Below are 22,302 nucleotides of genomic sequence, written 5' to 3' on the forward strand. Positions count from 1 at the left end.
TCCGTGGGTGGTGCGGTTCAGGAGCGAAAGAGGCGAGAGTATTGTGTTTCGTGCCTGGCGGACAAGATGGCCAGGCGGGGCGCGAAGGCCTGGCGGGCCTCGTCGGGCAGTGCGATGGCGTGGTCCACGGCGGCGGGAATCTGTTGGGCCAGGCGCGCGAGCATGCGCTGCCCAGCGCTCTGGCCCAGCGGCACCGACTTGATGGAGGCCTGCACCATGTTTTCTGCCCAGCCAAAGGCATAGCCCACCAGGCTGTCGCGCACGCTCGCGTCAGCGCTGGCGGCTGCGCAGGCGCACGCCACAGGGTAGGTGGGTGGGTTGAGTTGCGCGGCCTGCAGTTGCTCGAACACGCCCGCGCCTAGCTCGCCCAGCTGGCGCGACCACTCGAACAGCGAGCGACCCATCTGCTCGCTCTGCAGGCGAAACTCCAGCGTCTCCCGGGTCTGCAGCACCCAGTCGTTCAGCGCGTGGATGCGCGCAAGGTCGCCCCGGCGCCAGGCGGGAATGGCCTGGGCCACCACGGCCAGATCGCTGCGCGCGAGGCCCAGGTGCAACTGGTCGATGAGCCAGGCCGCGGCGCTGGCTTCGTCGTGCACCAGGCCGGCGTCCACCGCGGCTTCGAGGCCTTCGGAGTAAGAGAAGCCGCCCACCGGCAACGCCGGCGAGGCCAGCCACAGGATCTGCAGCAGGCTGGCGGCCGAACGCGCTGCCCCCGGTTCAGCCGTGGTCATGGCCGTGTGCGTGGGGGTGTCCGTGATCGTGGTGGCTGTGATCATGGCCGGCGCCATGCGCATGGCCATGGCCCGCACCAGCGGCACCGTAAGCGCCGCCTTCGGGTTCGAAGGGCTCGCGCGCTTCCACCACCGTCAGGTGCATGGCGCGCAGCATGTCGGCCAGCACGTGGTCGGGTTCGATCTTGAGGTGGTCGGGTTGCAGCTCGATGGGCACATGCCGGTTGCCCAGGTGGTAGGCCGCGCGCATCAGGTCAAACGCCTGAGCCTGCGCGGGGTGGTCGGGGCAGGCGGTGATGCGCAGCACGGGCTGCGGTGCCGCTTCGACGCGCAGCAGCGAGCCGTCTTGCGTGACGAGCACGTCGCCCCCGCGCACCACCGTGCCGCGCGGCAGGAACACGCCCACGTGGCGCTCGTCGGATGCGGTGGCGTCAAAGCGGCTCTTCTGGCGAATGTCCCAGTCCAGCACCAGGCGCGCGGCGCGCTGCACCAGCGGCGTGGCCAGGCCTTTGCCTTGCGGGATCAACTTGGAAACTTGCAGCATGCGGTTCAGAACAGGAAATAGCGTTGGGTCATGGGCAGGTGCGTGGCCGGCTCGCAGGTGAGCAGCACGCCGTCGGCGCGCACGGCGTAGGTTTGCGGATCGATCTCCATCTTGGGCAGCAGGCTGTTGTGCACCATGTGCGCCTTGGTCACGCCGCGAATGCCTTGCACCGCGGACAGCGTCTTCTGCAGGCCGAAGCGCTCACCCACGCCCGCGGCCAGCGCGGCATTGGACACAAACGTGAGGCTGCTGCGTGCGGTGGCGCCACCGAAGCTGCCGAACATGGGCCGGTAGTGCACCGGCTGTGGCGTGGGAATGGAGGCGTTGGGGTCGCCCATGGCGGCCAGTGCGATGCTGCCGCCCTTGAGCACCAGCGCGGGCTTCACGCCGAAGAACGCCGGCTTCCACACCACGAGGTCGGCCCATTTGCCCACTTCGAGTGAGCCAACGATGTGCGAAATGCCGTGGGCAATGGCCGGGTTGATCGTGTACTTGGCGATGTAGCGCTTGACGCGGAAGTTGTCGTGGCGGGCGCTGTCTTCGGGCAGGGTGCCGCGCTGGCTTTTCATCTTGCTGGCGGCCTGCCAGGTGCGGATGATCACCTCGCCCACGCGGCCCATGGCCTGGCTGTCGCTGCTCATCATGCTGATGGCGCCCATGTCGTGCAGGATGTCTTCGGCGGCAATCGTTTCGCGGCGGATGCGGCTTTCGGCAAACGCCAGGTCTTCGGCAATGCCCGCGTCCAGGTGGTGGCAGACCATGAGCATGTCCACATGCTCGTCGAGCGTGTTGACGGTGTAGGGCATGGTCGGGTTGGTGGAGCTGGGCAGGAAGTTGGCTTCGCCCACCACGCGCAGGATGTCGGGCGCATGTCCGCCGCCCGCGCCTTCGGTGTGAAAGGCGCACAGGCTGCGGCCCTTGGTGGCGGCAATGGTGTCTTCCACGAAGCCCGACTCGTTGAGCGTGTCGGAGTGGATCGCCACCTGCGTGTCGGTGGCTTCGGCCACGTCCAGGCAGTTGCTGATGGCGCTGGGCGTGGTGCCCCAGTCTTCGTGCAGTTTCAGGCCGATCACGCCGGCGTTGATCTGCTCGTGCAGCGCATCGGGCACGCTCGCATTGCCCTTGCCCAGAAAGCCCAGGTTCATGGGCAGGCCGTCGGCGGCTTGCAGCATGCGCTCGATGTGCCACGGGCCGGGCGTACAGGTGGTGGCAAAGGTGCCGGTGGCCGGGCCCGTGCCGCCGCCCAGCATGGTGGTGATGCCGGAGGTGAGGGCTTCGTCGACCTGCTGCGGGCAGATGAAGTGGATGTGGCTGTCGATGCCGCCGGCGGTGACGATGTGGCCTTCGCAGCTGATCACCTCGGTGCCCGGGCCAATGACGATGTCCACGCCCGGTTGGGTGTCGGGGTTGCCGGCCTTGCCGATGGCCACGATGCGCCCGCCCATGAGCCCGATGTCGGCCTTGACGATGCCCCAGTGGTCGATGATCACGGCGTTGGTCATCACCGTGTCCACCGCGCCCTGCGCGCGCGTGCGCTGCGACTGCGCCATGCCGTCGCGGATGGTCTTGCCCCCGCCGAACTTCACCTCTTCACCGTAGCCGCCCGCGGCCAGGGTGTAGTCCTTCTCGATCTCGATCATGAGGCCGGTGTCGGCCAGGCGCAGGCGGTCGCCCACGGTGGGGCCGAACATGTCGGCGTAGGCGCTGCGGGAAATCTGGGTCATGGCGGTGTGGGTCCTGCAATCAAGTCTGCGCGGCGCGGAGGGAAAACCTGTAACAGCCTCACACACCGTTGCACTTTGCCGCGTTGCCGATGCGGGCATCGGTGCTTACATTTGGGTTCGGCCTTGTCCGTCCACTTCAGCATGTATCGTGCCAGTCCAAAAGTCTGGATCACGAGACACCGATTCCCCGGGTCTTACCCCTTCAGCAGCCTCCCCACTCCATGTCTGTCTCCGAACTTCACTGGTCTTTGTTCCTGCGCGCGAGCGCGCTTGTGGTGGTGTCTGCCGGCCTGGCGGCCTGCGGTGGTGGAGGCGGCGGCAGCAGCGGTGGTTCGGTCGCGACAGCAGACCCGCAGTGGCCGCCCACGGTGGGCACGCCGGGTGGCGCCGGCAGCGTCCCTGCCGCCGGCAACCCGGTGGACACCAGCCAGCCCGACCGCGTGGTCGGCACCGGCACACCCGCCAGTTGCACCGGCCAGGCGGTGGTGGACGCGGTGGCCCAGGGCGGCAAGATCCGCTTCAACTGCGGTGCCAGCCCGGTAACGATTCGTATGACGAGCACCGCCAAGGTGTTCAACAACCGGCCCGACGTGACGCTGGATGGCCAAGGCCTGGTGACGCTGGATGGCGGCGATCAGGTGCGCATCCTGTACCAGAACACCTGCGACCCGGCCCAGGTGTGGACCACGCCCACCTGCGACAACCAGGAAACCCCGCGCCTGACCGTGCAGAACATGCGCTTCGTCAACGGCAACTCGACCGGCCAGACCACCGATGGCGGGGGCGGCGGCGCCATCTTCGTGCGCGGTGGCCAGTTCAAGATCGTGAACAGCGTCTTCTCCAACAACCGCTGCGAAGCCACCGGCCCGGACGTGGGCGGCGGCGCCGTGCGTGTGCTGGCCATGTACCAGAACCGCCCGGTGTATGTGGTGCAGAGCACCTTTGGCGGTGGCCCTGACCTGGGCAACCGCTGCTCCAACGGCGGGGCGCTCAGCGCCATCGGCGTGTCCTACAGCATCTACAACAGCCTGCTCTCGTACAACGTGGCGCTGGGCAACGGCGCCAACCCGGCGCGTGCCGGCACGCCTGGTGGTGGCAGTGGCGGCGCCATTTACAACGACGGCAACACGTTCACGCTGTCGGTGTACGGCACGGTGGTGAGCGACAACACGGCCAGCGAAGGCGGCAGCGCGGTGTTCTTCGTGAGCAACGACCGCACCGGGAGCATGACGCTGACCGATTCGACCTTTGTGCGCAACCCGGCGTCGCGCTTTGGCACCGCAGGCCTGCCTGGCTTCTATGTGGAGGCAGCGCCCGGCCAGCCGATCGTCACGCGCACGACCATTTCGAACTGATCCCCGCGGGCGCCTTCGGCTTCAGCCGAGCGCGCCCTGCACCAGACCGCGAAAGCCGAACACGATGCGGTCGCCCGCATAGTCCACCAGCTCCACGGTGCGCTGTTGGCCGGGCTCGAAGCGCACCGCCGTGCCGCTGGCGATGTTCAGCCGCATGCCTTGCGCGGCCGCGCGGTCAAAGTCGAGCGCGCCGTTGGTCTCGGCAAAGTGGTAGTGCGAGCCCACCTGGATCGGGCGGTCTGCGCCGTTCTTCACCACCAGGGTGAGCGTGCGACGGCCGGGGTTGAGCGTGTGCTCGCCTGCGTCGGTGAAGAGTTCGCCGGGGATCATGCGGGGCTCCTTGTGGTGAGGCGTTCAGGCGGCCAGCAGGCCCCAGGCCATGTTCAGCCCCATCAGCGCGACCAGCCCACCGGCCACGCGCGGCAGCCAGTGGTGCGCGCGCTTGAGGCCCAGGCCCATGGCGATGCCGGCTGCGTGCAGCGTGGCGGTGCCCAGCACCATGCCCGCCAGGGCCGCACCCCCGGCCAGCTCCTGGCCGTGCGCCGCTCCGTGGAACAGCGCGAACGCGCCCACCAGCACCGCGCCTGCGGCTTCCGGCAGCTTCACCTGCGCGGCCAGCAGCAGGCCCACCACCAGCATGGAGACCGCGATCATCGGCTCGATGGCAGGGAAGGCCACGCCCGCCTGCGCCAGGAGCGCACCGGCCAGCAGCAGGGCAGCAAACGACACGGGCGCGAGCCACAGGCGGCGCGTGGTCATGGCGCTCCACACCCCCACGGCCAGCATGGCGGCGAGGTGGTCGAGCCCGGTGACGGGGTGCAGGAAACCGGTGAGCAGACCGCCATGCCCGTGCGCGTCGCCTCCAACGTGGGCGAACGCGGTGGCCGACGCAGCGGCGAGGAGCAGGGGAAGCAGGTGCTTGATCTTCATGTGTTCTCCATCAATGGTTCGAGTGTCTGTCCGGCGCGCGGTCTTGGTCCAGGAGTGCCGCGGAACCGGCTCTGCCGGGCCGCAGGCGCTGCCCCTTGGGGGGTCGCGCGCAGCGCGGCGAGGGGGGTCAAGGTATCGGCTGGTGTACGGTAACCAGCTTGGTGCCGTCAGGGAAGGTGGCTTCCACCTGGATGTCGGGAATCATCTCGGGGATGCCCTCCATCACGTCGGCGCGGGTCAGCACGTTGCGGCCCTCGCTCATGAGCTGGGCCACGGTCTTGCCGTCGCGCGCGCCTTCCATCACGGCCGCACTGATCAGCGCCACGGACTCGGGGTAATTCAGCTTGAGGCCGCGGGCCTTGCGCCGCTCGGCCAGCAGGGCTGCGGTGAAGATCAGCAGCTTGTCTTTTTCGCGGGGCGTGAGTTCCATGGCGGTGTGCGGTCTTCCGGGGAGCAGGGGCGGGCAGTTGAGGGGGCATTCAGCAATTCCCGTGCCCCGTTGGCCCAGCCGCGGCGGCGGCGTGGCATGAAAGCTGCGAAAACCCCGCGTGAACCCCGCCGCGCCCGAACCCGCTCCCTTGCCCGCCAGCGCCACGCCCCCGGCCGGGCAAGACGCACCGCAACGCATCATCAAGGTGCGCCGCGACTACAACAGCTGGGTCGGCAGCGAGACCATGGAAGACTACGCGCTGCGCTACACGCCGCAGCGCTTTCGCAAGTGGAGCGAATGGCGGGTGGCCAACACGGCGTTCGGCGCGGCCTCCTTCCTCATCCTGGAAGCCGTGGGCGCCACGCTGCTCGTGCAATACGGCTTCGTGAACGCGGCGCTGGCGATCCTGTGCACCGGGCTGATCATTTTTCTGGCCGGCCTGCCCATCAGCGTGTACGCCGCGCGGCACGGCGTCGACATGGACCTGCTCACGCGTGGCGCGGGCTTTGGCTACATCGGCTCGACCATCACCTCGCTGATCTACGCGTCGTTCACCTTCATCTTCTTTGCGCTCGAGGCGGCCGTGATGGCCTACGCGCTGGAGCTCGCGCTGGACATTCCACCCGCCTGGGGCTACCTCATCTGCGCGCTGGTGGTCATTCCGCTGGTGACGCACGGGGTGTCGGTCATCAGCCGCTTTCAGGTGTGGACCCAGCCGCTGTGGATCGTGATGATGGTGGTCCCTTTCGGGGCGGTCGCGTGGATGGCGCCCGAGACGTTCACCAACGTGGTGCGGTATGGGGGCGAAACTGGTGCAGGCGCGGTGTTTGACTGGCACCTGTTTGGTGCGGCACTCACCGTGGGCATTGCGCTCATCACGCAAATGGGCGAGCAGGCCGACTACCTGCGCTTCATGCCCGCCAAGGAACCGGGCCATGCGCTGCGCTGGTGGGCCGGTGTGCTGGCCGGCGGGCCGGGCTGGGTGGTGCTGGGCGTGGTGAAGATGCTCGGCGGTGCGCTGCTGGCCTACCTGGCCATCAGCCACATGGTGCCGCCCGAGCGCGCGGTGGACCCCAACCAGATGTACCTCGCGGCCTACGAATACGTGTTCTCCGACTACGGCTGGGCCGTGGCCGCCACCGCGCTGTTCGTGGTGGTGTCGCAGCTCAAGATCAACGTCACCAACGCCTACGCCGGCTCGCTGGCCTGGAGCAACTTCTTCTCGCGCATCACGCACAGCCACCCTGGCCGTGTGGTGTGGGTGGTGTTCAACACGCTGATCGCCTTCATGCTGATGGAGATGAACGTGTTCCAGGCGCTGGGCGAGGTGCTGGGCCTGTACTCCAACATCGCCATCGCCTGGATCATGGCCGTAGTGGCCGACCTCGTCATCAACAAGCCGCTGGGCTGGTCGCCCAAGGGCATCGAGTTCAAGCGCGCCTACCTGTACGACATCAACCCCGTGGGCGTGGGCGCCATGGGCCTGGCCTCGGCGCTGTCCATCGTGGCGCACATGGGCCTGCTGGGGCCCACGGCGCAGGCCTTCTCGGCGGTGATTGCGATGGTGACGGCGCTCATTGCCGCGCCCGCCATTGCCTGGCTTACTCAGGGCCGCTACTACATCGCCAGGACTGTAGACCCCCACGCTCCGCCGCTGCGCGGGTCGCTGCCCCCCGAGGGGGCTGTTTCGCCTTGGGGCGGCCCGGCGGCGAAACAGTCTGTGGCTGCGGCGGGCTGTACTGGCTGTTCTGTGGGTACGCAGGAGCGCTACGCGCTCCAACAGTGCGTCATTTGCGAGCGCGAGTACGAGGCGCCCGACATGGCGCACTGCCCGGCGTACCAGGGCCACATCTGTTCGCTGTGCTGCACGCTGGACGCGCGCTGTGGCGACTTGTGCAAACCGCACGCGCGCCTCTCCGAGCAGTGGATGGGCGCGCTGCGCCGCGTGTTGCCGCGCCGAGTGTGGCCGTACCTCGAAGCGGGGCTGGCGCACTACCTGTTGCTCATGCTGGTGGTGTCCCCCGTGCTGGCGGCGGTGCTGGGGCTGCTCTACCGGCAGGAGGTGGAGGGCCTCGCGCAGGGCATGGGGGTGGCGGCCAACACCTCGCTGCTTGATGCGGCCTTGCGCTCGGGCTTCGTGCGCGTGTACGCGGTGCTGCTGCTCATTGCGGCCACCGTGGCCTGGTGGCTGGTGCTCGCGCACAAGAGCCGCGAGGTGGCGCAGGAAGAGTCGAACCGGCAGACGCGCCTGCTCATGCAGGAGATCGAGTCGCACCAGCGCACCGACGAAGCCCTGCAGCAGGCGCGCCGCGCGGCCGAGCAGGCCAACCAGGCCAAGACGCGCTACATCTCCACCATCAGCCACGAGCTGCGCACGCCGCTCAACAGCATCCTGGGTTATGCGCAGCTGCTGCAGGAAGACACGGGCCTGGCGCCGCACCGTGCGCAGGCCATCCGCGTGATCCACCGCGGCGGCGAGCACCTGCTCTCGCTCATTGAAGGCACGCTGGACATTGCGCGCATCGAGTCCGGCAAGCTCGCACTCGATGTGCGGCCCATGGCCTTTGCCGGCGCCATGCACGAAGTGGCCAGCATGTTCGAGCTGCAGGCCGCCGCCAAGGGCCTGCGCTTTGTGTTCGACACCGGCAGCCGCCTGCCCGACACCGTGCGTGCCGACGAAAAGCGCCTGCGCCAGATCCTCATCAACCTGCTGGGCAACGCCGTGAAGTTCACCCGCAGCGGCGAGGTGCGGCTGCGCGTGACGCATGCGCGCGAGATGGCGCAATTTGAAGTGCACGACACCGGCCCCGGCATGGCCCAGCAAGACCTCGACCGCGTGTTCGAGCCCTTTGCGCGCGGGCAGGGCGAAGCCGGCCCCCATGGTGCGGCCACCGGCACGGGCCTGGGGCTCACCATCGCCAAGATGCTCACCGACCTCATGGGCGGCGAGATGACGGTGCGCAGCACGCCGGGCCAGGGTTCGGTGTTCACCGTGCGGCTGTTCTTGCCCGAGTTGCACGGCGTGCTCTTGCCTGCGCCCCATGCGCTGCCGCAACACGCGGGCTACGAAGGCGAGCGCCGCCGCGTGCTGGTGGTCGACAACGAAGAGGCCGACCGCGAGCTGCTCGCGCGCTGGCTCACGCCGCTGGGCTTCGAGGTGATGCTCGCCACCAGCGGCTTCGATGCGCTGGCCCTGCTCGAAGGCCTGCAACCCGGCGACCCCGGCGCGCCCCACGCCATCTTCATGGACCTGGCCATGCCCGGCATCGACGGCTGGGAAACGCTGCGCCGCCTGCGCACGCTCGGCTGGGGCGCGGTGCCACGCGCCATCGTCTCGGCCAACGCGTTCGACAAGGGGCTCGACAACGACCTGGGCCACAAGCCGCAAGACTTCTTCGTCAAGCCCGTGCGGCGCGACGACCTGCTCAACTGGCTCGGCCAGCACCTCTCGCTGCAGTGGCTGGACGAGGCCGCGCCCGAGCACGTGAAAGCCCCTTTGGCCGTGGCTGCCCCTGCCACGCGCGCCGAGCTCGAACCCCTGCTGGAACTGGTGCGCCTGGGCTACTACAAAGGCATCGTGCAGTGGCTCGACGAATGGGTGCAGCGCCGTCCCGAGCAGGCCGCGTTTGCGCAGGGCCTGCGCACGCTGGCGCGCGAGTTCCGCTTTGAAACCATCGAACAGCAACTGTTGCAACACCATGCCGCACCCGGTTGAGCCAAGCTTGCCCGTCTCCAGCGCCGCGGCGCTGCCGCTCTCCGATGCGCTGGTCGTGCTCATCGTCGACGACGTGCCCGACAACGTCGCGCCGCTGCACGACGCGCTGGACGAAGCCGGCTACACCGTGCTGGTGGCGCTCGACGGCGAGAGCGCCATCCGCCGCGCCACGCAAGCCCTGCCCGACGTGGTGCTGCTTGATGCCGTCATGCCCGGGCTCGATGGTTTTGAAGTGGCCCGGCGCCTCAAGGCGCAGCCCGCCACCGCGCACATTCCCATCATCTTCATGACCGGCCTCACCGAGACCGAGCACCTGGTGGCCGCGCTGGACGCAGGCGGCGCCGACTACGTGACCAAACCCATCAAGCCGCGCGAAGTCATGGCGCGCATGGGTGTGCACCTGCGCACCGCGCGCCATGTGCGCCAGGGCGCGGTGGAGCGCAGCCAGGCGCGCAACGCACTCGACGCGTTTGGCTACGCCACCATCACCGTGCGCGAGCGCGACGGCCGCCTGATGTGGCAAACCCCGCTGGCGCGCGACCTGCTGCGCCACCACTGCGGCACCGAAGCGCCCACCACACCCCCGGCGGTGCTGCAGTGGCTGCGCCGCCACCTGGGCGAAGCGCTGGCGCAGCGCGAGCCGCCGCGCCTGACGCTGGAAAAAGGCCCGAGGCGCCTCACCTTCCGCCTGCACCAGTGCGTGGGCGACGAAGTGAATGGCGAGGGCGGCGACTGGCTCATCGTCATGCAGGAAACCTCGGACGCCAGCGTGCTCTCCGGCCTGGCCGGCGCCTTCGGCCTCACCGCCAAAGAAGCCGAGGTGCTGTACTGGGTGGTCAAGGGCAAGATCAACCGCGACATCGGCGACATCCTCGGCTCCAGCCCCGCCACGGTGAAGAAACACCTGGAGCGCATCTACGCCAAGCTGGGCGTGGAAACGCGCACGGCGGCGGCAGCGATGGCGATCAACCGCGTGCCGCTGCTGCAGCCGCAGCACGGGGGGTGAAGGTCAGTACGCCCAGTCCTCGTGACGAACGGGCAACTCGTTCAAAGCCTTGCGCCAGTGCCTCCAAGGCGGCAGGTGCAGATCCATCAAGTCAGTGAATCTCTGGTTGTGGCTTGGTTCCAGCAGGTGGACCATTTCGTGCACCACGATGTACTCCAGGCACTCCGGAGGCTTCTTGGCCAGCTCCGTGTTCAGCCGGATGTTGCGCGCCACGGGGTTGCAACTGCCCCATTGGGTCTTCATGCGCTGCACAAACAGGCGCGCCACTTCGACGGCCAGTGCGGGGGACCATTTGTGGACCAGGGCAGGCGCCACCTGCCTGATCTGCTCGCGGTACCAGCCGTCGAGAATTTCCTGGCATCGCACTTCATCGGTGCCGGGCCGCACACGCAGCACCAGCTGGTTGTGGCCGAGTTCGACCGATGGTGCAGCATCCTGCTCGACGCGTTTGAGCAGATACCGCTTTCCCCAGACGTAGTGACTCTCCCGCGTCAAGAACAGACGTGGTGTCTCGCGGGGTTGCGCCTGCATCTTGCGCTGCTCGGTCTTGATCCAGGCCAGGCGTGAAATGGCGAAGACGCGGATGGTGTTCAGCTGCATCTGTCGGGGCGCGGAGATGCGCACCTTGCCCATCGGGGGCAATACGTTCAGGTGCAGGTGCTTGATGTCCTTGCGGACCACCTCTGCCGAGATGTCACCCAGTTGGATGTGAACGCCCATCAATACTCCGGCTGCGCAAACACAATCGGGTAGATGCGGTTCACGGCATCGATGTCGCGCACCACGTTGAAGATCGTCTGCTTGACCATCTGTTCCTTCTGGAACATGCCTCGCCAGTCATGAGGCCTTTCCTGTTTGATGGCCGCGTCCAGTGTCATCACCAGCTCCAGGGCCGCATCCACGCCGCCATACGGTGCGTGTGGCTCGTGTGAGGCATTGACGGTGACCCAGTCCTTCAGGTTGTTGTACAGGGCCAGGCGACCCGGCGTGTTGAGCTGGATGGGCGTGTGCTCGACCTTTCCGCTCATGACTTTGGCGGTCAGGTCGGCAATGCGGCGGAGGTATTCCTCGTATTCGATGGCCTTCTGTTTGCGCAACCGGATGATCTCGTCGAGCAGGGCCGACATGCGCTCGAAGAACGCGGGGTCGGCCAGTTGCTCCTTGATGATCTTGCTGCGCACGTTGTTTTCGATGCTCTCGGCCACCGCATCGTGGTTGTCTTTCAGCCCCGCCAGCTTGTTGGCAATGGCTTCGGCAATGCCGGTCTTCACGATCAGGTCCAGCAGTCCGATGCCATCGAACGGCGAAATCGTGCGCGGCGCCGATGCCTCGATGTAGGTGTCGATCAGGTGGCGCATATCCGCCTCATAGGCCTTGAGGTCCAGCGTTTCGCCCGAAGCCAGCCGGATCACGTCGCGCAAGTCCAGGTAGTGCTTCATCTGGGTCTTCATGCGCTCTCGGTCGTGTGCGGAGTAGCCAGCACCCTCCAGCTCGTCCGCCACGTTGGCCCAGGCGCGCACCAGCGCCACCACCGCGCGGTACAGGGCCACGCGCTGCGGCTCGCGTTCCTGCAGGTCGGTCGGTATCTCGGTGTTGCCGCAGAAGTAGTGGATGTGGTCGAGCTCACCTTGTGGGGGCTTCACCGGCTGGCACAGCAGGTGCAGGGCTTCAAAAGCGGCATCCAGCTTCTCCCGGCCCAGGTCCAGCCGGTCCTTCAACATCACCTGCGGGTCGCTGCCATCGGCGCTGGTGTCCAGCTCCGAGGTGTAGACCGCAATCGCTTTCTCGACCCGCTTGAACAGGTCTTTGTAGTCGACGACGTAGCCAAAGTGCTTGTCCTCGCCATCGAGCCGGTTGGTGCGACAGATGGCCTGAAACAGGCCATGGTCCTGCATGGACTTGTCGATGTAGAGGTAGGAACAGGGTGGGGCGTCGAAGCCGGTGAGCAGCTTGTCCACCACCACCAGCAGCTTCATGTGGGCCGGCTCCTTGATGAAGCGCTGCTTGGCCCGCTTCTCATAGGTCTCGGTCCGGGACCTCCCCGCTTCGGGAGCCACATCTTTCAGCAGCTCGGTGTAGCTGTTGTAGATGAACTGCTTGTCGCTTTCGGTGTTGGCGCCCGTTTCCTCCAGCGTCACATGGCCTGTCGTCATCCACCTTGAGCCCGGTGCTCCAGCGCTTGTCGGAAAACGGCGGGTTCGCGACGACGTAGTCGAAGGTCTTGAGGGCATCGCCGTCCAGGTGCTTGGGGTCGGCCAGGGTGTTGCCCTGGCTGATGAGGGCGCTGGGGTTGTTGTGCAGCACCATGTTCATCTGCGCCAGGCCGCTGGTGGCTTCGTCTTTTTCCTGGCCATACAGCGTGACGGCGGTGCGCGCCGCGTCGGCCACCTTGAGCAGCAGCGACCCGGACCCGCACGTCGGGTCGTACACGGTGGTGTTGGGTGTGGTCTTCGCCTCGTGGATGCCGATCACCCGCGCCATGATGCGGCTGACCTCGGCTGGCGTATAGAACTGCCCCTTGCTCTTGCCGCTCTCGGTGGCGAAGTGGCGCATGAGGTATTCGTAGGCGTCACCCAGGATGTCGTCGCCATCGGCGCGGTTTTTGGAGAAGTCCAGTGCCGGATTTTCAAAGATGGCGATGAGGTTGCCCAGTTTCTCCACCATCTCCTTGCCCTGGCCGAGCAGGGCGGCGTCGTTGAAGTCGGCCTTGAATCGGATCTTGTTGGCCTCTTCCAGCGGGCGCAACACATGTTTGTTGATCCGGTCGCCGATGTCGGTCTTGCCTTTCATGGCGACCATGTCGGAGAAGCGGGCACCGGCCGGAATCTGGATGGGCGCAAATGCCTGGCCGGCGAACTTGTCGCTGATGTACTTGATGAACAGCAGAACGAGCACGTAGTCCTTGTACTGGCTGGCGTCCATGCCGCCACGCAGCTCGTCGCAAGAGGCCCAAAGGGAGGAATACAGCTCGGATTTCTTGATGGCCATGGGCTCTGTCGGGTGAGGGTCCAGCGCCGGTTGGCGCGCAACCGGGAATCGTACCCTGCACCTGGCATACGCCCACCACGTACGCCACCCGGCGTACATACGCTTCCAAGGGTCTTCCCTAGAGTCCAGTTGTCCGCTGAGCCACGCCTGAAGAAGGCAGCCGGCGGCGCCAAACACCCCCTTCAAGGGACCCACTGGAACACAGGAGAAGCGCCATGTCGAAGACCACCCAGAACGCCCGCCGTTTTACCCTCAAGACCCTGGCCGCCGCGGCCACGGTTGCCACGCTCGGCTTCACCGGCCTGAGCGCCCACGCACAAGAGACCATCAAGGTCGGCGTGCTGCACAGCCTCTCGGGCACCATGGCCATTTCGGAAACCGTGCTCAAGGACACGGTGCTGATGGCCATTGACGAGATCAACGCCAAGGGCGGCGTGCTCGGCAAGAAACTCGAGCCCGTGGTGGTGGACCCGGCCTCCAACTGGCCGCTGTTTGCCGAGAAGACCAAGCAGCTGATCACGCAGGACAAGGTTGCGGTCATCTTCGGGTGCTGGACCTCGGTGTCGCGCAAGTCGGTGCTGCCGGTGGTGGAAGAGAACAACGGCCTGTTGTTCTACCCCGTGCAGTACGAAGGCGAAGAGCTGAGCAAGAACGTGTTCTACACGGGTGCCGCGCCCAACCAGCAGGCCATCCCTGCCGTGGAATACCTGATGAGCAAGGACGGCGGCAGCGCCAAGCGCTGGGTGTTGCTGGGCACCGACTACGTGTACCCCCGCACCACCAACAAGATCCTGCGCGCCTTCCTGAAGAGCAAGGGTGTGGCCGACGCCGACATCATGGAGGAGTACACCCCCTTCGGTCACTCCGACTACCAGACCATCATCGCCAACATCAAGAAGTTCGCGTCGGCCGGCAAGAAGACGGCCGTGGTCTCCACCATCAACGGCGATTCCAACGTGCCGTTCTACAAGGAACTGGGCAACGCCGGCCTCTCGGCCAAGGACGTGCCTGTGGTGGCTTTCTCGGTGGGTGAAGAAGAGCTGCGCGGTGTGGACACCAAGCCGCTGGTGGGCCACCTGGCTGCATGGAACTACTTCATGAGCATCAAGAGCCCGGCCAACACCGAGTTCACCAAGAAGTGGGCCGCCTACGCCAAGGCGAAGAACATCCCCGGCCACAAGGACAAGCCTCTGACCAACGACCCCATGGAAGCCACCTACATCGGCATCAACATGTGGGCCCAGGCCGTGGCCAAGGCCAAGTCCACCGACACCGACAAGGTCATCGCCGCCATGGCGGGCCAGACATTCAAGGCACCGGGTGGCTTCACCAGCACGATGGACAAGGAAAACCACCACCTGCACAAGCCGGTGTTCATCGGTGAAGTGAAGGCAGACGGCCAGTTCAACGTGGTGTGGAAGACCCCGGGCCCGGTGGTCGCCGATCCATGGAGCGACTACATCGCCGAGAACAAAGGCAAGAAGAATACGCCTACGGCTAAGTAACTCCCCCCTGCGCCGCTGACGCGGCTTCCCCCCTCTGTGGCGCGCCTTCGGCGCTGCGAGGGGGGACGGCATCTAGGGCCGGCGGAGCCGGACCCTCGGTGCCTCTTGATTTGGCGTGCCTGTTGCGCCGTGGTTTCTGGTCTGTTGGGTGGGGACTGATATGAAGATTCATTGGCTCCGGCTTCTGGGGCTGAGCCTGGCTGTTGTTATGTCGTTGAGCGCGGCCCACGCGCTCACGCCGGCCGATGCCTTGGCGCTGGTGGATGGCGACACCGACGTGCGCATCGACACCCTGAACCGCCTGGCGGCAGAGCCTGACGACAAGGCTGCTGCGCTGATCAAGGCGATGTCTGACGAGGCCGTGCGTGTGCAGGGCGAGCGTGTGCTCATCGTCGAGGGCGACGGTGCCATCGACGCCGTCACGGGCGAGAAACTGGCGGCGCTGCCCGACGAGGCCGCCGACATCATGATCAACAACCGCCTGCGCAGCGCGATGGAAAACGCGCTGGCCGGCATGGAACTGCTCGGCGCACCGCCCGAGCGCCAGCGCGAAGCGGCGGCCTCGCTGCAGCGCACCGCGTTTGAAGAACCCGACACCAGCCAGCTCGCGCTGATTGACAAGGCGCTCGCCGGCAACCTGGATGCGCGCGCGCGCCAGAGCCTGGAGCTCGCACGCGCCGCCGTGCTGCTGGCCAGCGACGACCCGGCGCAGCGCCTGGCCGCGGCCGAGAAGCTGGGCGAGGCCAAGCAGCCCGTGGTGCGCCCGCTGCTGCTCGCGCAGATGGAGAAGGAAGCCGACGTCCAGGTGAAAGCGGCGCTCAAGGCGTCGCTCTCCAGCCTGGACACGACGTTGGCCATTGGCAGCGCGCTGGCGCAGGCCTTCACCGGCATCAGCCTGGGCAGCATCCTGCTGCTGGCCGCGCTGGGCCTGGCCATCACCTACGGCCTCATGGGCGTGATCAACATGGCCCACGGCGAGCTGATCATGATCGGTGCCTACGCCACGTGGCTCGTGCAGACCTTCTTTCGCCAGGCCCTGCCCGAGTATTTCGACTGGTACCTGCTGGTGGCCATGCCGGTGGCCTTCATCGCGTCGGGCCTGGTGGGCGCGGCCATGGAGCGCACCGTGATCCGCTTTCTGTACGGCCGCCCGCTGGAGACGCTGCTGGCCACCTGGGGCATCAGCCTGGTGCTGATGCAGGCGGTGCGCAGCCTGTTTGGCGCGCAAAACGTGGGCGTGGAAAACCCCTCGTGGATGAGCGGCGGCATCACCTTGATGGGCAACCTCAACCTGCCCTGGAACCGCATCATCATCATCGGCTTTGCGCTGGCCGTGCTGCTGGGCGTCACGCTGATGATCGGCAAGACGCGCCTCGGGCTGTTCGTGCGCGGCGTCACGCAGAACCGGCCCATTGCCTCGTGCATGGGCGTGAACACGGCACGCATCGACACCTATGCCTTTGCGCTGGGTTCGGGCATTGCGGGCCTGGCGGGCTGCGCGCTCAGCCAGATCGGCAACGTCGGCCCCGACCTCGGGCAGAACTACATCGTGGACTCGTTCATGGTGGTGGTGCTCGGTGGTGTGGGGCAACTCGCCGGCACGGTTTACGCCGCGCTCGGGCTGGGCATGCTCAACAAGTTCATTGAAGGCTGGGCCGGCGCCGTGCTCGCCAAGATCGCGGTGCTGGTTTTCATCATCGTGTTCATTCAAAAGAGACCTCAGGGGATCTTCGCCATGAAAGGACGCGAAGCATGAGCGCGCAAAACAATGCCGTTCGGGCTGAGCTTGTCGAAGCCCCTGCCCAGGGGTTGGCGAGCCCTTCGACAGGCTCAGGGCGAACGGGGGTGTCAGGGCCAACGGGGGTGGTTCTGCCCTCGCACGGCCCGCTGCTCACGCGCACCGGCTGGAGCGCCTTCGTCGTCGCGCTGCTGGTGGTGTGCGCCGTGGCGCCGCTGCTCAACCTCTTCGTGCCCGAAAGCAGCCCGTTCCACCTGAGCGACTACATGGTGGGCCTGCTCGGCAAGATCATGTGCTACGCCATCTGCGCGCTGGCCATGGACCTGATCTGGGGCTACACCGGCATCCTGAGCCTGGGCCACGGCCTGTTCTTCGCGCTCGGGGGCTACGTGATGGGCATGTACCTCATGCGCCAGATCGGCACCGACGGCAACTACAAGAGCGAGCTGCCCGACTTCATGGTGTTTCTCGACTGGAAGGAACTGCCCTGGCACTGGGCGCTGAGCGACAGCTTCATCGCCACGCTGCTGCTGATCGTGCTGGTGCCGGGGCTGGTGGCCTTTGTGTTCGGCTATTTCGCCTTCCGCTCGCGCATCAAGGGCGTGTATTTCTCCATCATCACGCAGGCACTCACCTTCGCGGCGCTGCTGCTGTTCTTCCGCAACGAGACCGGCTTTGGCGGCAACAACGGCTTCACCGACTTCAAGCGCATCCTCGGCCTGCCCATCGCCACGCAAGGCATGCGCATGACGCTGTTTGTGCTGACCGGTCTCACGCTGCTGGGCTTCTACCTGTTTGCGCGCTGGCTGGTGGGCAGCAAGTTTGGCCGCGTGCTGCAGGCCGTGCGCGATGCCGAGAGCCGCGTCATGTTCTGCGGCTACAACCCGCTGCCCTACAAGCTCACCATCTGGACCATTTCGGCGGTGATGTGTGGTGTGGCGGGTGCGCTGTATGTGCCGCAGGTCGGCATCATCAACCCCGGCGAAATGAGCACGGCCAACAGCATCGAGATCGCCATCTGGGCCGCCGTGGGCGGGCGCGCCACGCTCATTGGCCCGATCATCGGCGCCTTCATCGTCAACGGCGCCAAGAGCTGGCTCACCGTGACCTTCCCCGAATACTGGCTGTACGTGCTCGGCGCGCTGTTCATCGTGGTCACGCTCTACATGCCGCAGGGTGTGGTGGGGCTGGTGAAGAAGCTGCGGCCGTCGAAGCAAGGGAGCAAGGCATGACGCCCGATCTGATGGAAGAAGGCGCCAGGCGCGCCGAACGCGTGGCTGCGCTGGCCAGTGGCGGCGCCACCGAGTCGGGTGGCCGCCAGGCCGGTTTCTCGCGCCCGGTGGTGCGCGGCGAGGTGGACACCACGCACGGCCGCATCCTGTACCTGGAAGACGTGTGCGTGAGCTTCGATGGCTTCAAGGCCATCAACAAGCTCAGCCTGGACATCGCGCCCGGCGAGCTGCGCTGCATCATCGGCCCCAACGGCGCGGGCAAGACCACGATGATGGACATCATCACCGGCAAGACCAAGCCCGATTCGGGCCAGGTGTTCTTCGGCAGCACGATCGACCTGCTGCGCTACCGCGAGGCCGAGATTGCCGCCATGGGCATTGGCCGCAAGTTCCAGAAGCCCACGGTGTTCGAACACCTGAGCGTGTTTGAAAACCTGGAGCTCGCGCTGGCCACCGACAAGCGTGTGCGCCACTCCATGGTGTTTGCGCTCACGGGCGAAGAGAAAGACCGCCTGGGCGAAGTGCTGCAGACCATCCACCTCACCGACAGCGCCGCGCGCCAGGCCGGCAACCTCAGCCACGGGCAGAAGCAGTGGCTGGAGATCGGCATGCTGCTGATGCAGGACCCCAAGCTGCTGCTGCTCGACGAACCCGTGGCCGGCATGACCGACGAAGAAACCGAGCGCACCGCGCAGCTCTTTCTCACGCTCAAGGGCAAGCACTCCCTGATGGTGGTGGAGCATGACATGAGCTTCATCCGCACCATCTCCGAGAAGGTGACGGTGCTGTGCGATGGTGCGGTGCTGGCCGAAGGCACGCTCGACCAGGTGCAGGCCGACGAGCGCGTGATCGAGGTGTACCTTGGACGCTGACATCAACCATCCGTGCAGGACGGGCGTCGTCCCGTTCGGGCTGAGCTTGTCGAAGCCCCCGCACCATCATGCCCACGGGCCCTTCGACAGGCTCAGGGCGAACGGAGTTGTTCCCGATGCTTGAAGTCAAAGACATCAACCAGTACTACGGCGGCAGCCACATCCTGCGCAACGTGAGCCTGCAGGCCGAGCTCGGCCAGGTCACGGTGGTGCTGGGCCGCAACGGCGTGGGAAAGACCACGCTGCTCAAATCGCTCATGGGGCTGGTGCCGATCAAGAGCGGCAGCATCGCGCTCGACGGCGTGCCCATCCACAAGGCCACGCCGTACGAGCGCGCGCGCATGGGCGTGGGCTTTGTGCCGCAGGGGCGCGAGATTTTCGGGCGCCTCACGGTGCACGAAAACCTGCTCATGGGCCTGGCCACGAAGAAGGGCAGCACGCCGATTCCGGCCGAGCTGTTCGAGCTGTTCCCGGTGCTCAAGCAGATGCTGGGGCGCCGCGGCGGCGATTTGTCGGGCGGGCAACAGCAGCAGCTGGCGATTGCGCGGGCGCTGGCCGCCGGCCCCAAGCTGCTCATCCTTGACGAGCCTACCGAGGGCATTCAGCCCAACATCATCAAGGACATCGGCAAGGTGATCCGCATGCTGGCCGACCGCGGCAACATGGCCATCGTGCTGGTGGAGCAGTACTACGACTTTGCCGAAGCGCTGGCCGACCGCTACGTGGTCATGGAGCGCGGCGAGGTGATCGCCAGCGGCCCCGGCAGCGAGATGCAGGCCAAGGGCGTGCGCCAGCTCGTGGCGATCTGAACGGGGTGGCGTGGGCTGCGCCTGTGCGCGGGCCCACGCGGGCGGCGTCAATCCGCCGTGATCTTGCGCTCGCGGATGATCGCGCCGAAGCGCTTGGAGTCTTCCAGTCCGCGCTGGCCGAATTCGGCCGGGGTGAGGGGCAGCGCTTCGCCGCCGAGCGCGGTGATGCGGTCCTTCACGGCCGCGGTGGCCAGCACCTTGTTGATCTCGGTGTTGAGCTTGGCGATCACGGCCGGCGGCGTGCCGGCGGGGGCGTAGAAGCCGAACACGGTGTCGGCGTCAAAGCCCTTCAGGCCCACCTCGTCCAGCGTGGGCACTTCGGGGAACAGGGGCGAGCGCTTGAGGCTGCCCACGGCCAGCAGCTTGGTGCGGCCGGCCTTGGCGTTGGCCAGGCCAATGCCGGGGTCGAAGTAGTAGTCGATCTGGCCGCCCATCAGGTCGCTCAGGGCCGGGGCCGCGCCGCGGTAGGGCACGTGCACCGTGAACATGCCGGCCTGGCTCTTGAGCATTTCGCCCGCGAGGTGCGGCGAGCTGCCGTTGCCGGCCGAGCCGTAGGTGAGCTTGCCGGGGTTGGCCTTGGCGTAGGCGATGAGTTCCTGCACGTTCTTCGCTTCGATCGTGGGGCGTGCCATCAGGTACACCAGCACGCGCGCGGCCGAGGCTACCGGGGTGAGGTCTTTCACCGGGTCAAAGCTCATGCGCGAGATGTGCGGATTCACCGACACCATGCCGCCCGAGCTCATGAGCAGGGTGTAGCCATCGGCGGGCGACTTCACCACCGACTCACCGGCGATGTTGCCGTTGGCGCCGGCGCGGTTTTCCACCACCACGGGCTGGCCCAGCGCGGTGGCCAGCGGCGTGGACACGAGGCGCGCGATCTGGTCGGCCGCGCCGCCGGGCGGGAAGCCCACGACCACCTTCAACGGCTTGTCGGGCCAGGCCTGCGCCAGCGCGGCACCGTGAGCGCCCAGGGCGAGCAGCGCGGCCACGGCGGCGCTGCCGGCCAGGTGCCAGCGGTGCGGCGTGGGGGTGAGGGTGTGGGGTGGGCGCATGGTGTGTCTCCTGTTGTGGTGGGAAAGGGGGCGTGGTTCTTCGGAGCCGGGCGTCAGGGCCGCGCGGCGGCCTTCACCTTCAGTCGCGGATTGTGTTGCCAGCGGATGGGCTGGGCCTTCACCGGGCGGGCGGGGGCGCCGTGCTGGCGCAGCGCCTGGTCCAGCGCCTTGCCGGCTTCGTCGCTCAGCGCGGCCTGGCGCGCGGCGGCCACCGCCTTGCAGCGCTGTTCGGCGGTGAACGGGTCGTCCAGCGCGGGCAGGGCGAGGTGGTCGATGATGTGCAGCAGGTTGTCCTTGCCGCGTTCGTTGGTGCTGCCGTAGCCCTTGATGAGGCGCCCGCACAGTGCCACCTCGTGGCCCAGCGGCGCGTACATGGCGCTCAGGCGCACCACCGCGTCCACCCAGCGGTCGATCAGCGCCTGCTCGGTCTGGAAGCGGCTGCCCAGCGGGCGCAGGCGTTTGGTGGCGGCCAGGCCGCGCAGTGCGAGCATGCCCAGCACCGAGTGCGTGCCGATCTTCAGCGGCAGCGCCCACGGCGCCTTGCCCGTGGCCACGCGGCGGCGGTCCCACGCGAGCACGCGCTGCGCGAGGCGCTCGGGCAGCATGGCGGCGAACTCGGGCGCGCCGGGTTTGAAGTGGTCGTACACGCGCAGCAGGTCGTCCTGGCCGGCCTTCACTTCGCCGCGCACGCGGGCCTGGCGGCTGGCGCGGCTCTTGAGGTCGGCCACCAGCACGATGTCGTCAAATGCCATCCACAGCGCGATCCAGCGTGCCATCTCCACCGTGGTGCGGTAGCCATGCAGGTTCTGCGGGTCGCCGGTTTTTTCGGCCGCGAGCACGCGGCGCAGGCGCTCGGCGTAGCGCTCGCCATAGGCGGCGTTCTGGTACTCGCACACGCGTGCATGGCCCAGGGCCATGAGCCCGTGCACCTCCAGCGGGAACTCGCGGCGCAGGGCCTCGGGCAGGCTGGCTTGGGGCGCCGTGTCGGCAGGTTCGTCGGCCAGCACCTGTTCGATGTAGGCGGCTTGCGTGCGCTGGGCGTGCACGGCGTCAAACGCGAGCGCAAAGCCGCGCAGGCTGGCCTTGGCGCTGCCGCTGCCGTCGCCGATCACCGCCTCATAGTCGCGCCGCGCGAAGGGCAGCAGGCCGCTGCCGGCAATGGCGCCGAGCATCACGGCGCTCACCACGGTGCCGGCCTGCTTGGTGAGCGCGGCCATGTCGAGCACGTGGCGCGCGCGGCTGTGGGTGTTCACCAGCGAGAGCAGCTCGGCGTTGTCGCGGCGGCCGTCGCCCATCACCATCTTTTCGCCGGTGGTGAGCGCGCGCGCAGACGAGGTGATCACCAGCGTGTGCGCGTTCGAGGCCAGGCCGTTGGTGATCTGGCGGCCGGTTTCCAGCAGCTCGGAGGACACCAGCGCATCCAGCCGACCGGGCAGCGGGTTCAGGCCGAACACCGGGCGGCGGCCGCCCAGGTCGGCCGTGGGCACGGGGAAGATTTCGAGGTAGTAGGTGGTGGCGCCGGTGCGCTGCGCCACGCCAGGAATGGAGGTGGCCTGCGCGGGGTAGCCCGCGTGGCGCGCGGTCTCCACCAGCCAGTCGGTGAGGATGCCGCCGCCTTCGCCGCCCAGGGCGCAGAGCAGCAGGGAGATGGGTTGCTGGTTGGAAGGCATG

Annotated in this window: 18 protein-coding genes; 8 read left to right on the forward strand and 10 right to left on the reverse strand. The window is 67.1% G+C overall.

Annotated elements, in window-relative coordinates:
• Positions 1 to 17: 17 nt before the first annotated feature.
• From KXJ60_RS08530 to ureC, 3 genes are read right to left on the reverse strand one after another with little or no spacing between them, the layout of a single operon-like run.
• Positions 18 to 731 (reverse strand): urease accessory protein UreF, encoded by a 714-nt coding sequence (locus KXJ60_RS08530; protein WP_291126330.1) that lies wholly within the window; start codon positions 729 to 731, stop codon positions 18 to 20.
• Positions 718 to 1,275: an urease accessory protein UreE gene (ureE, locus tag KXJ60_RS08535; protein WP_291126288.1), complete on the reverse strand. Its 558-nt coding sequence runs from the start codon at positions 1,273 to 1,275 to the stop codon at positions 718 to 720. Before ureE ends, KXJ60_RS08530 begins: the two co-directional genes overlap by 14 nt.
• A 5-nt stretch (positions 1,276 to 1,280) precedes the next feature.
• Positions 1,281 to 2,999 carry an urease subunit alpha gene (ureC, locus tag KXJ60_RS08540; protein WP_291126289.1) on the reverse strand — a complete coding sequence of 573 codons (1,719 nt, stop codon included), beginning with the start codon at positions 2,997 to 2,999 and terminating at the stop codon, positions 1,281 to 1,283.
• A 221-nt stretch (positions 3,000 to 3,220) separates the two neighbouring features.
• Between ureC and KXJ60_RS08545 the strand changes: the two genes are divergently transcribed.
• Entirely contained in the window at positions 3,221 to 4,354 is a 1,134-nt protein-coding gene (locus KXJ60_RS08545) for a hypothetical protein (RefSeq protein ID WP_291126290.1), read from the forward strand.
• Between the two features lie 21 nt (positions 4,355 to 4,375).
• On the opposite strand, the gene KXJ60_RS08550 is transcribed toward KXJ60_RS08545, so the two are convergent.
• From KXJ60_RS08550 to KXJ60_RS08560, 3 genes are all read right to left on the reverse strand, one after another.
• Positions 4,376 to 4,684, reverse strand: a complete 309-nt coding sequence (locus KXJ60_RS08550; protein ID WP_291126292.1) for an urease subunit beta — start codon at positions 4,682 to 4,684, stop codon at positions 4,376 to 4,378.
• A gap of 24 nt (positions 4,685 to 4,708) precedes the next feature.
• Positions 4,709 to 5,284 carry a HupE/UreJ family protein gene (locus tag KXJ60_RS08555; RefSeq protein ID WP_291126294.1) on the reverse strand — a complete coding sequence of 192 codons (576 nt, stop codon included), beginning with the start codon at positions 5,282 to 5,284 and terminating at the stop codon, positions 4,709 to 4,711.
• A 127-nt stretch (positions 5,285 to 5,411) separates the two neighbouring features.
• Positions 5,412 to 5,714, reverse strand: a complete 303-nt coding sequence (locus KXJ60_RS08560) for an urease subunit gamma (RefSeq protein WP_291126296.1) — start codon at positions 5,712 to 5,714, stop codon at positions 5,412 to 5,414.
• Positions 5,715 to 5,862: 148 nt separating this feature from the next.
• Here KXJ60_RS08560 and KXJ60_RS08565 point away from each other — a divergent pair, with 148 nt between their 5' ends.
• On the forward strand, positions 5,863 to 9,429 hold the full coding sequence (locus tag KXJ60_RS08565; protein WP_291126332.1) for an ATP-binding protein: 3,567 nt from the start codon (positions 5,863 to 5,865) through the stop codon (positions 9,427 to 9,429).
• A complete protein-coding gene (locus tag KXJ60_RS08570) occupies positions 9,413 to 10,435 on the forward strand; it encodes a response regulator transcription factor (RefSeq protein ID WP_291126298.1) in 1,023 nt (340 codons plus the stop codon). Before KXJ60_RS08565 ends, KXJ60_RS08570 begins: the two co-directional genes overlap by 17 nt.
• Positions 10,436 to 10,438: 3 nt before the next feature.
• Here the strand turns inward: KXJ60_RS08570 and KXJ60_RS08575 are convergent, their stop codons facing one another.
• The gene (locus KXJ60_RS08575; protein WP_291126300.1) at positions 10,439 to 11,155 is read right to left on the reverse strand and encodes a SprT family zinc-dependent metalloprotease; all 717 of its coding nucleotides are present in this window, start codon (positions 11,153 to 11,155) and stop codon (positions 10,439 to 10,441) included.
• 1,296 nt (positions 11,156 to 12,451) lie between these two features.
• Positions 12,452 to 13,423, reverse strand: a complete 972-nt coding sequence (locus KXJ60_RS08580; protein ID WP_291126302.1) for a class I SAM-dependent DNA methyltransferase — start codon at positions 13,421 to 13,423, stop codon at positions 12,452 to 12,454.
• A 215-nt stretch (positions 13,424 to 13,638) separates the two neighbouring features.
• Between KXJ60_RS08580 and urtA the strand changes: the two genes are divergently transcribed.
• From urtA to urtE, 5 genes are all read left to right on the forward strand, one after another.
• Entirely contained in the window at positions 13,639 to 14,928 is a 1,290-nt protein-coding gene (gene urtA / locus KXJ60_RS08585; protein ID WP_291126304.1) for an urea ABC transporter substrate-binding protein, read from the forward strand.
• Positions 14,929 to 15,088: 160 nt separating this feature from the next.
• Entirely contained in the window at positions 15,089 to 16,684 is a 1,596-nt protein-coding gene (gene urtB, locus KXJ60_RS08590; RefSeq protein ID WP_291126306.1) for an urea ABC transporter permease subunit UrtB, read from the forward strand.
• A gap of 89 nt (positions 16,685 to 16,773) precedes the next feature.
• Complete coding sequence (gene urtC, locus KXJ60_RS08595) at positions 16,774 to 17,898, forward strand: urea ABC transporter permease subunit UrtC (protein ID WP_291126334.1); 1,125 nt, start codon at positions 16,774 to 16,776, stop codon at positions 17,896 to 17,898.
• Positions 17,895 to 18,770, forward strand: a complete 876-nt coding sequence (gene urtD, locus KXJ60_RS08600; RefSeq protein WP_291126307.1) for an urea ABC transporter ATP-binding protein UrtD — start codon at positions 17,895 to 17,897, stop codon at positions 18,768 to 18,770. The genes urtC and urtD overlap by 4 nt, the downstream gene beginning before the upstream one ends.
• A gap of 116 nt (positions 18,771 to 18,886) precedes the next feature.
• Complete coding sequence (gene urtE, locus KXJ60_RS08605) at positions 18,887 to 19,579, forward strand: urea ABC transporter ATP-binding subunit UrtE (RefSeq protein WP_291126309.1); 693 nt, start codon at positions 18,887 to 18,889, stop codon at positions 19,577 to 19,579.
• 47 nt (positions 19,580 to 19,626) lie between these two features.
• Here the strand turns inward: urtE and KXJ60_RS08610 are convergent, their stop codons facing one another.
• Positions 19,627 to 20,631, reverse strand: a complete 1,005-nt coding sequence (locus tag KXJ60_RS08610) for a tripartite tricarboxylate transporter substrate binding protein (protein ID WP_291126311.1) — start codon at positions 20,629 to 20,631, stop codon at positions 19,627 to 19,629.
• Positions 20,632 to 20,684: 53 nt separating this feature from the next.
• The gene (locus tag KXJ60_RS08615; RefSeq protein ID WP_291126313.1) at positions 20,685 to 22,301 is read right to left on the reverse strand and encodes an indolepyruvate oxidoreductase subunit beta family protein; all 1,617 of its coding nucleotides are present in this window, start codon (positions 22,299 to 22,301) and stop codon (positions 20,685 to 20,687) included.
• Position 22,302 lies beyond the last annotated feature (1 nt).

The organism is Hydrogenophaga sp. (assembly GCF_019264445.1).
Taxonomy (GTDB): Bacteria; Pseudomonadota; Gammaproteobacteria; order Burkholderiales; family Burkholderiaceae_C; genus Hydrogenophaga.

Excerpts from the sequence above, each read along its gene's own strand:
- KXJ60_RS08530 (WP_291126330.1), bottom strand. The coding sequence starts at position 731 with ATGACCACGGCTGAACCGGGGGCAGCGCGTTCGGCCGCCAGCCTGCTG.
- ureE (WP_291126288.1), bottom strand. The coding sequence starts at position 1,275 with ATGCTGCAAGTTTCCAAGTTGATCCCGCAAGGCAAAGGCCTGGCCACG.
- ureC (WP_291126289.1), bottom strand. The coding sequence starts at position 2,999 with ATGACCCAGATTTCCCGCAGCGCCTACGCCGACATGTTCGGCCCCACC.
- KXJ60_RS08545 (WP_291126290.1), top strand. The coding sequence starts at position 3,221 with ATGTCTGTCTCCGAACTTCACTGGTCTTTGTTCCTGCGCGCGAGCGCG.
- KXJ60_RS08550 (WP_291126292.1), bottom strand. The coding sequence starts at position 4,684 with ATGATCCCCGGCGAACTCTTCACCGACGCAGGCGAGCACACGCTCAAC.
- KXJ60_RS08555 (WP_291126294.1), bottom strand. The coding sequence starts at position 5,284 with ATGAAGATCAAGCACCTGCTTCCCCTGCTCCTCGCCGCTGCGTCGGCC.
- KXJ60_RS08560 (WP_291126296.1), bottom strand. The coding sequence starts at position 5,714 with ATGGAACTCACGCCCCGCGAAAAAGACAAGCTGCTGATCTTCACCGCA.
- KXJ60_RS08570 (WP_291126298.1), top strand. The coding sequence starts at position 9,413 with ATGCCGCACCCGGTTGAGCCAAGCTTGCCCGTCTCCAGCGCCGCGGCG.
- KXJ60_RS08575 (WP_291126300.1), bottom strand. The coding sequence starts at position 11,155 with ATGGGCGTTCACATCCAACTGGGTGACATCTCGGCAGAGGTGGTCCGC.
- KXJ60_RS08580 (WP_291126302.1), bottom strand. The coding sequence starts at position 13,423 with ATGGCCATCAAGAAATCCGAGCTGTATTCCTCCCTTTGGGCCTCTTGC.
- urtA (WP_291126304.1), top strand. The coding sequence starts at position 13,639 with ATGTCGAAGACCACCCAGAACGCCCGCCGTTTTACCCTCAAGACCCTG.
- urtB (WP_291126306.1), top strand. The coding sequence starts at position 15,089 with ATGAAGATTCATTGGCTCCGGCTTCTGGGGCTGAGCCTGGCTGTTGTT.
- urtD (WP_291126307.1), top strand. The coding sequence starts at position 17,895 with ATGACGCCCGATCTGATGGAAGAAGGCGCCAGGCGCGCCGAACGCGTG.
- urtE (WP_291126309.1), top strand. The coding sequence starts at position 18,887 with ATGCTTGAAGTCAAAGACATCAACCAGTACTACGGCGGCAGCCACATC.
- KXJ60_RS08610 (WP_291126311.1), bottom strand. The coding sequence starts at position 20,631 with ATGCGCCCACCCCACACCCTCACCCCCACGCCGCACCGCTGGCACCTG.
- KXJ60_RS08615 (WP_291126313.1), bottom strand. The coding sequence starts at position 22,301 with ATGCCTTCCAACCAGCAACCCATCTCCCTGCTGCTCTGCGCCCTGGGC.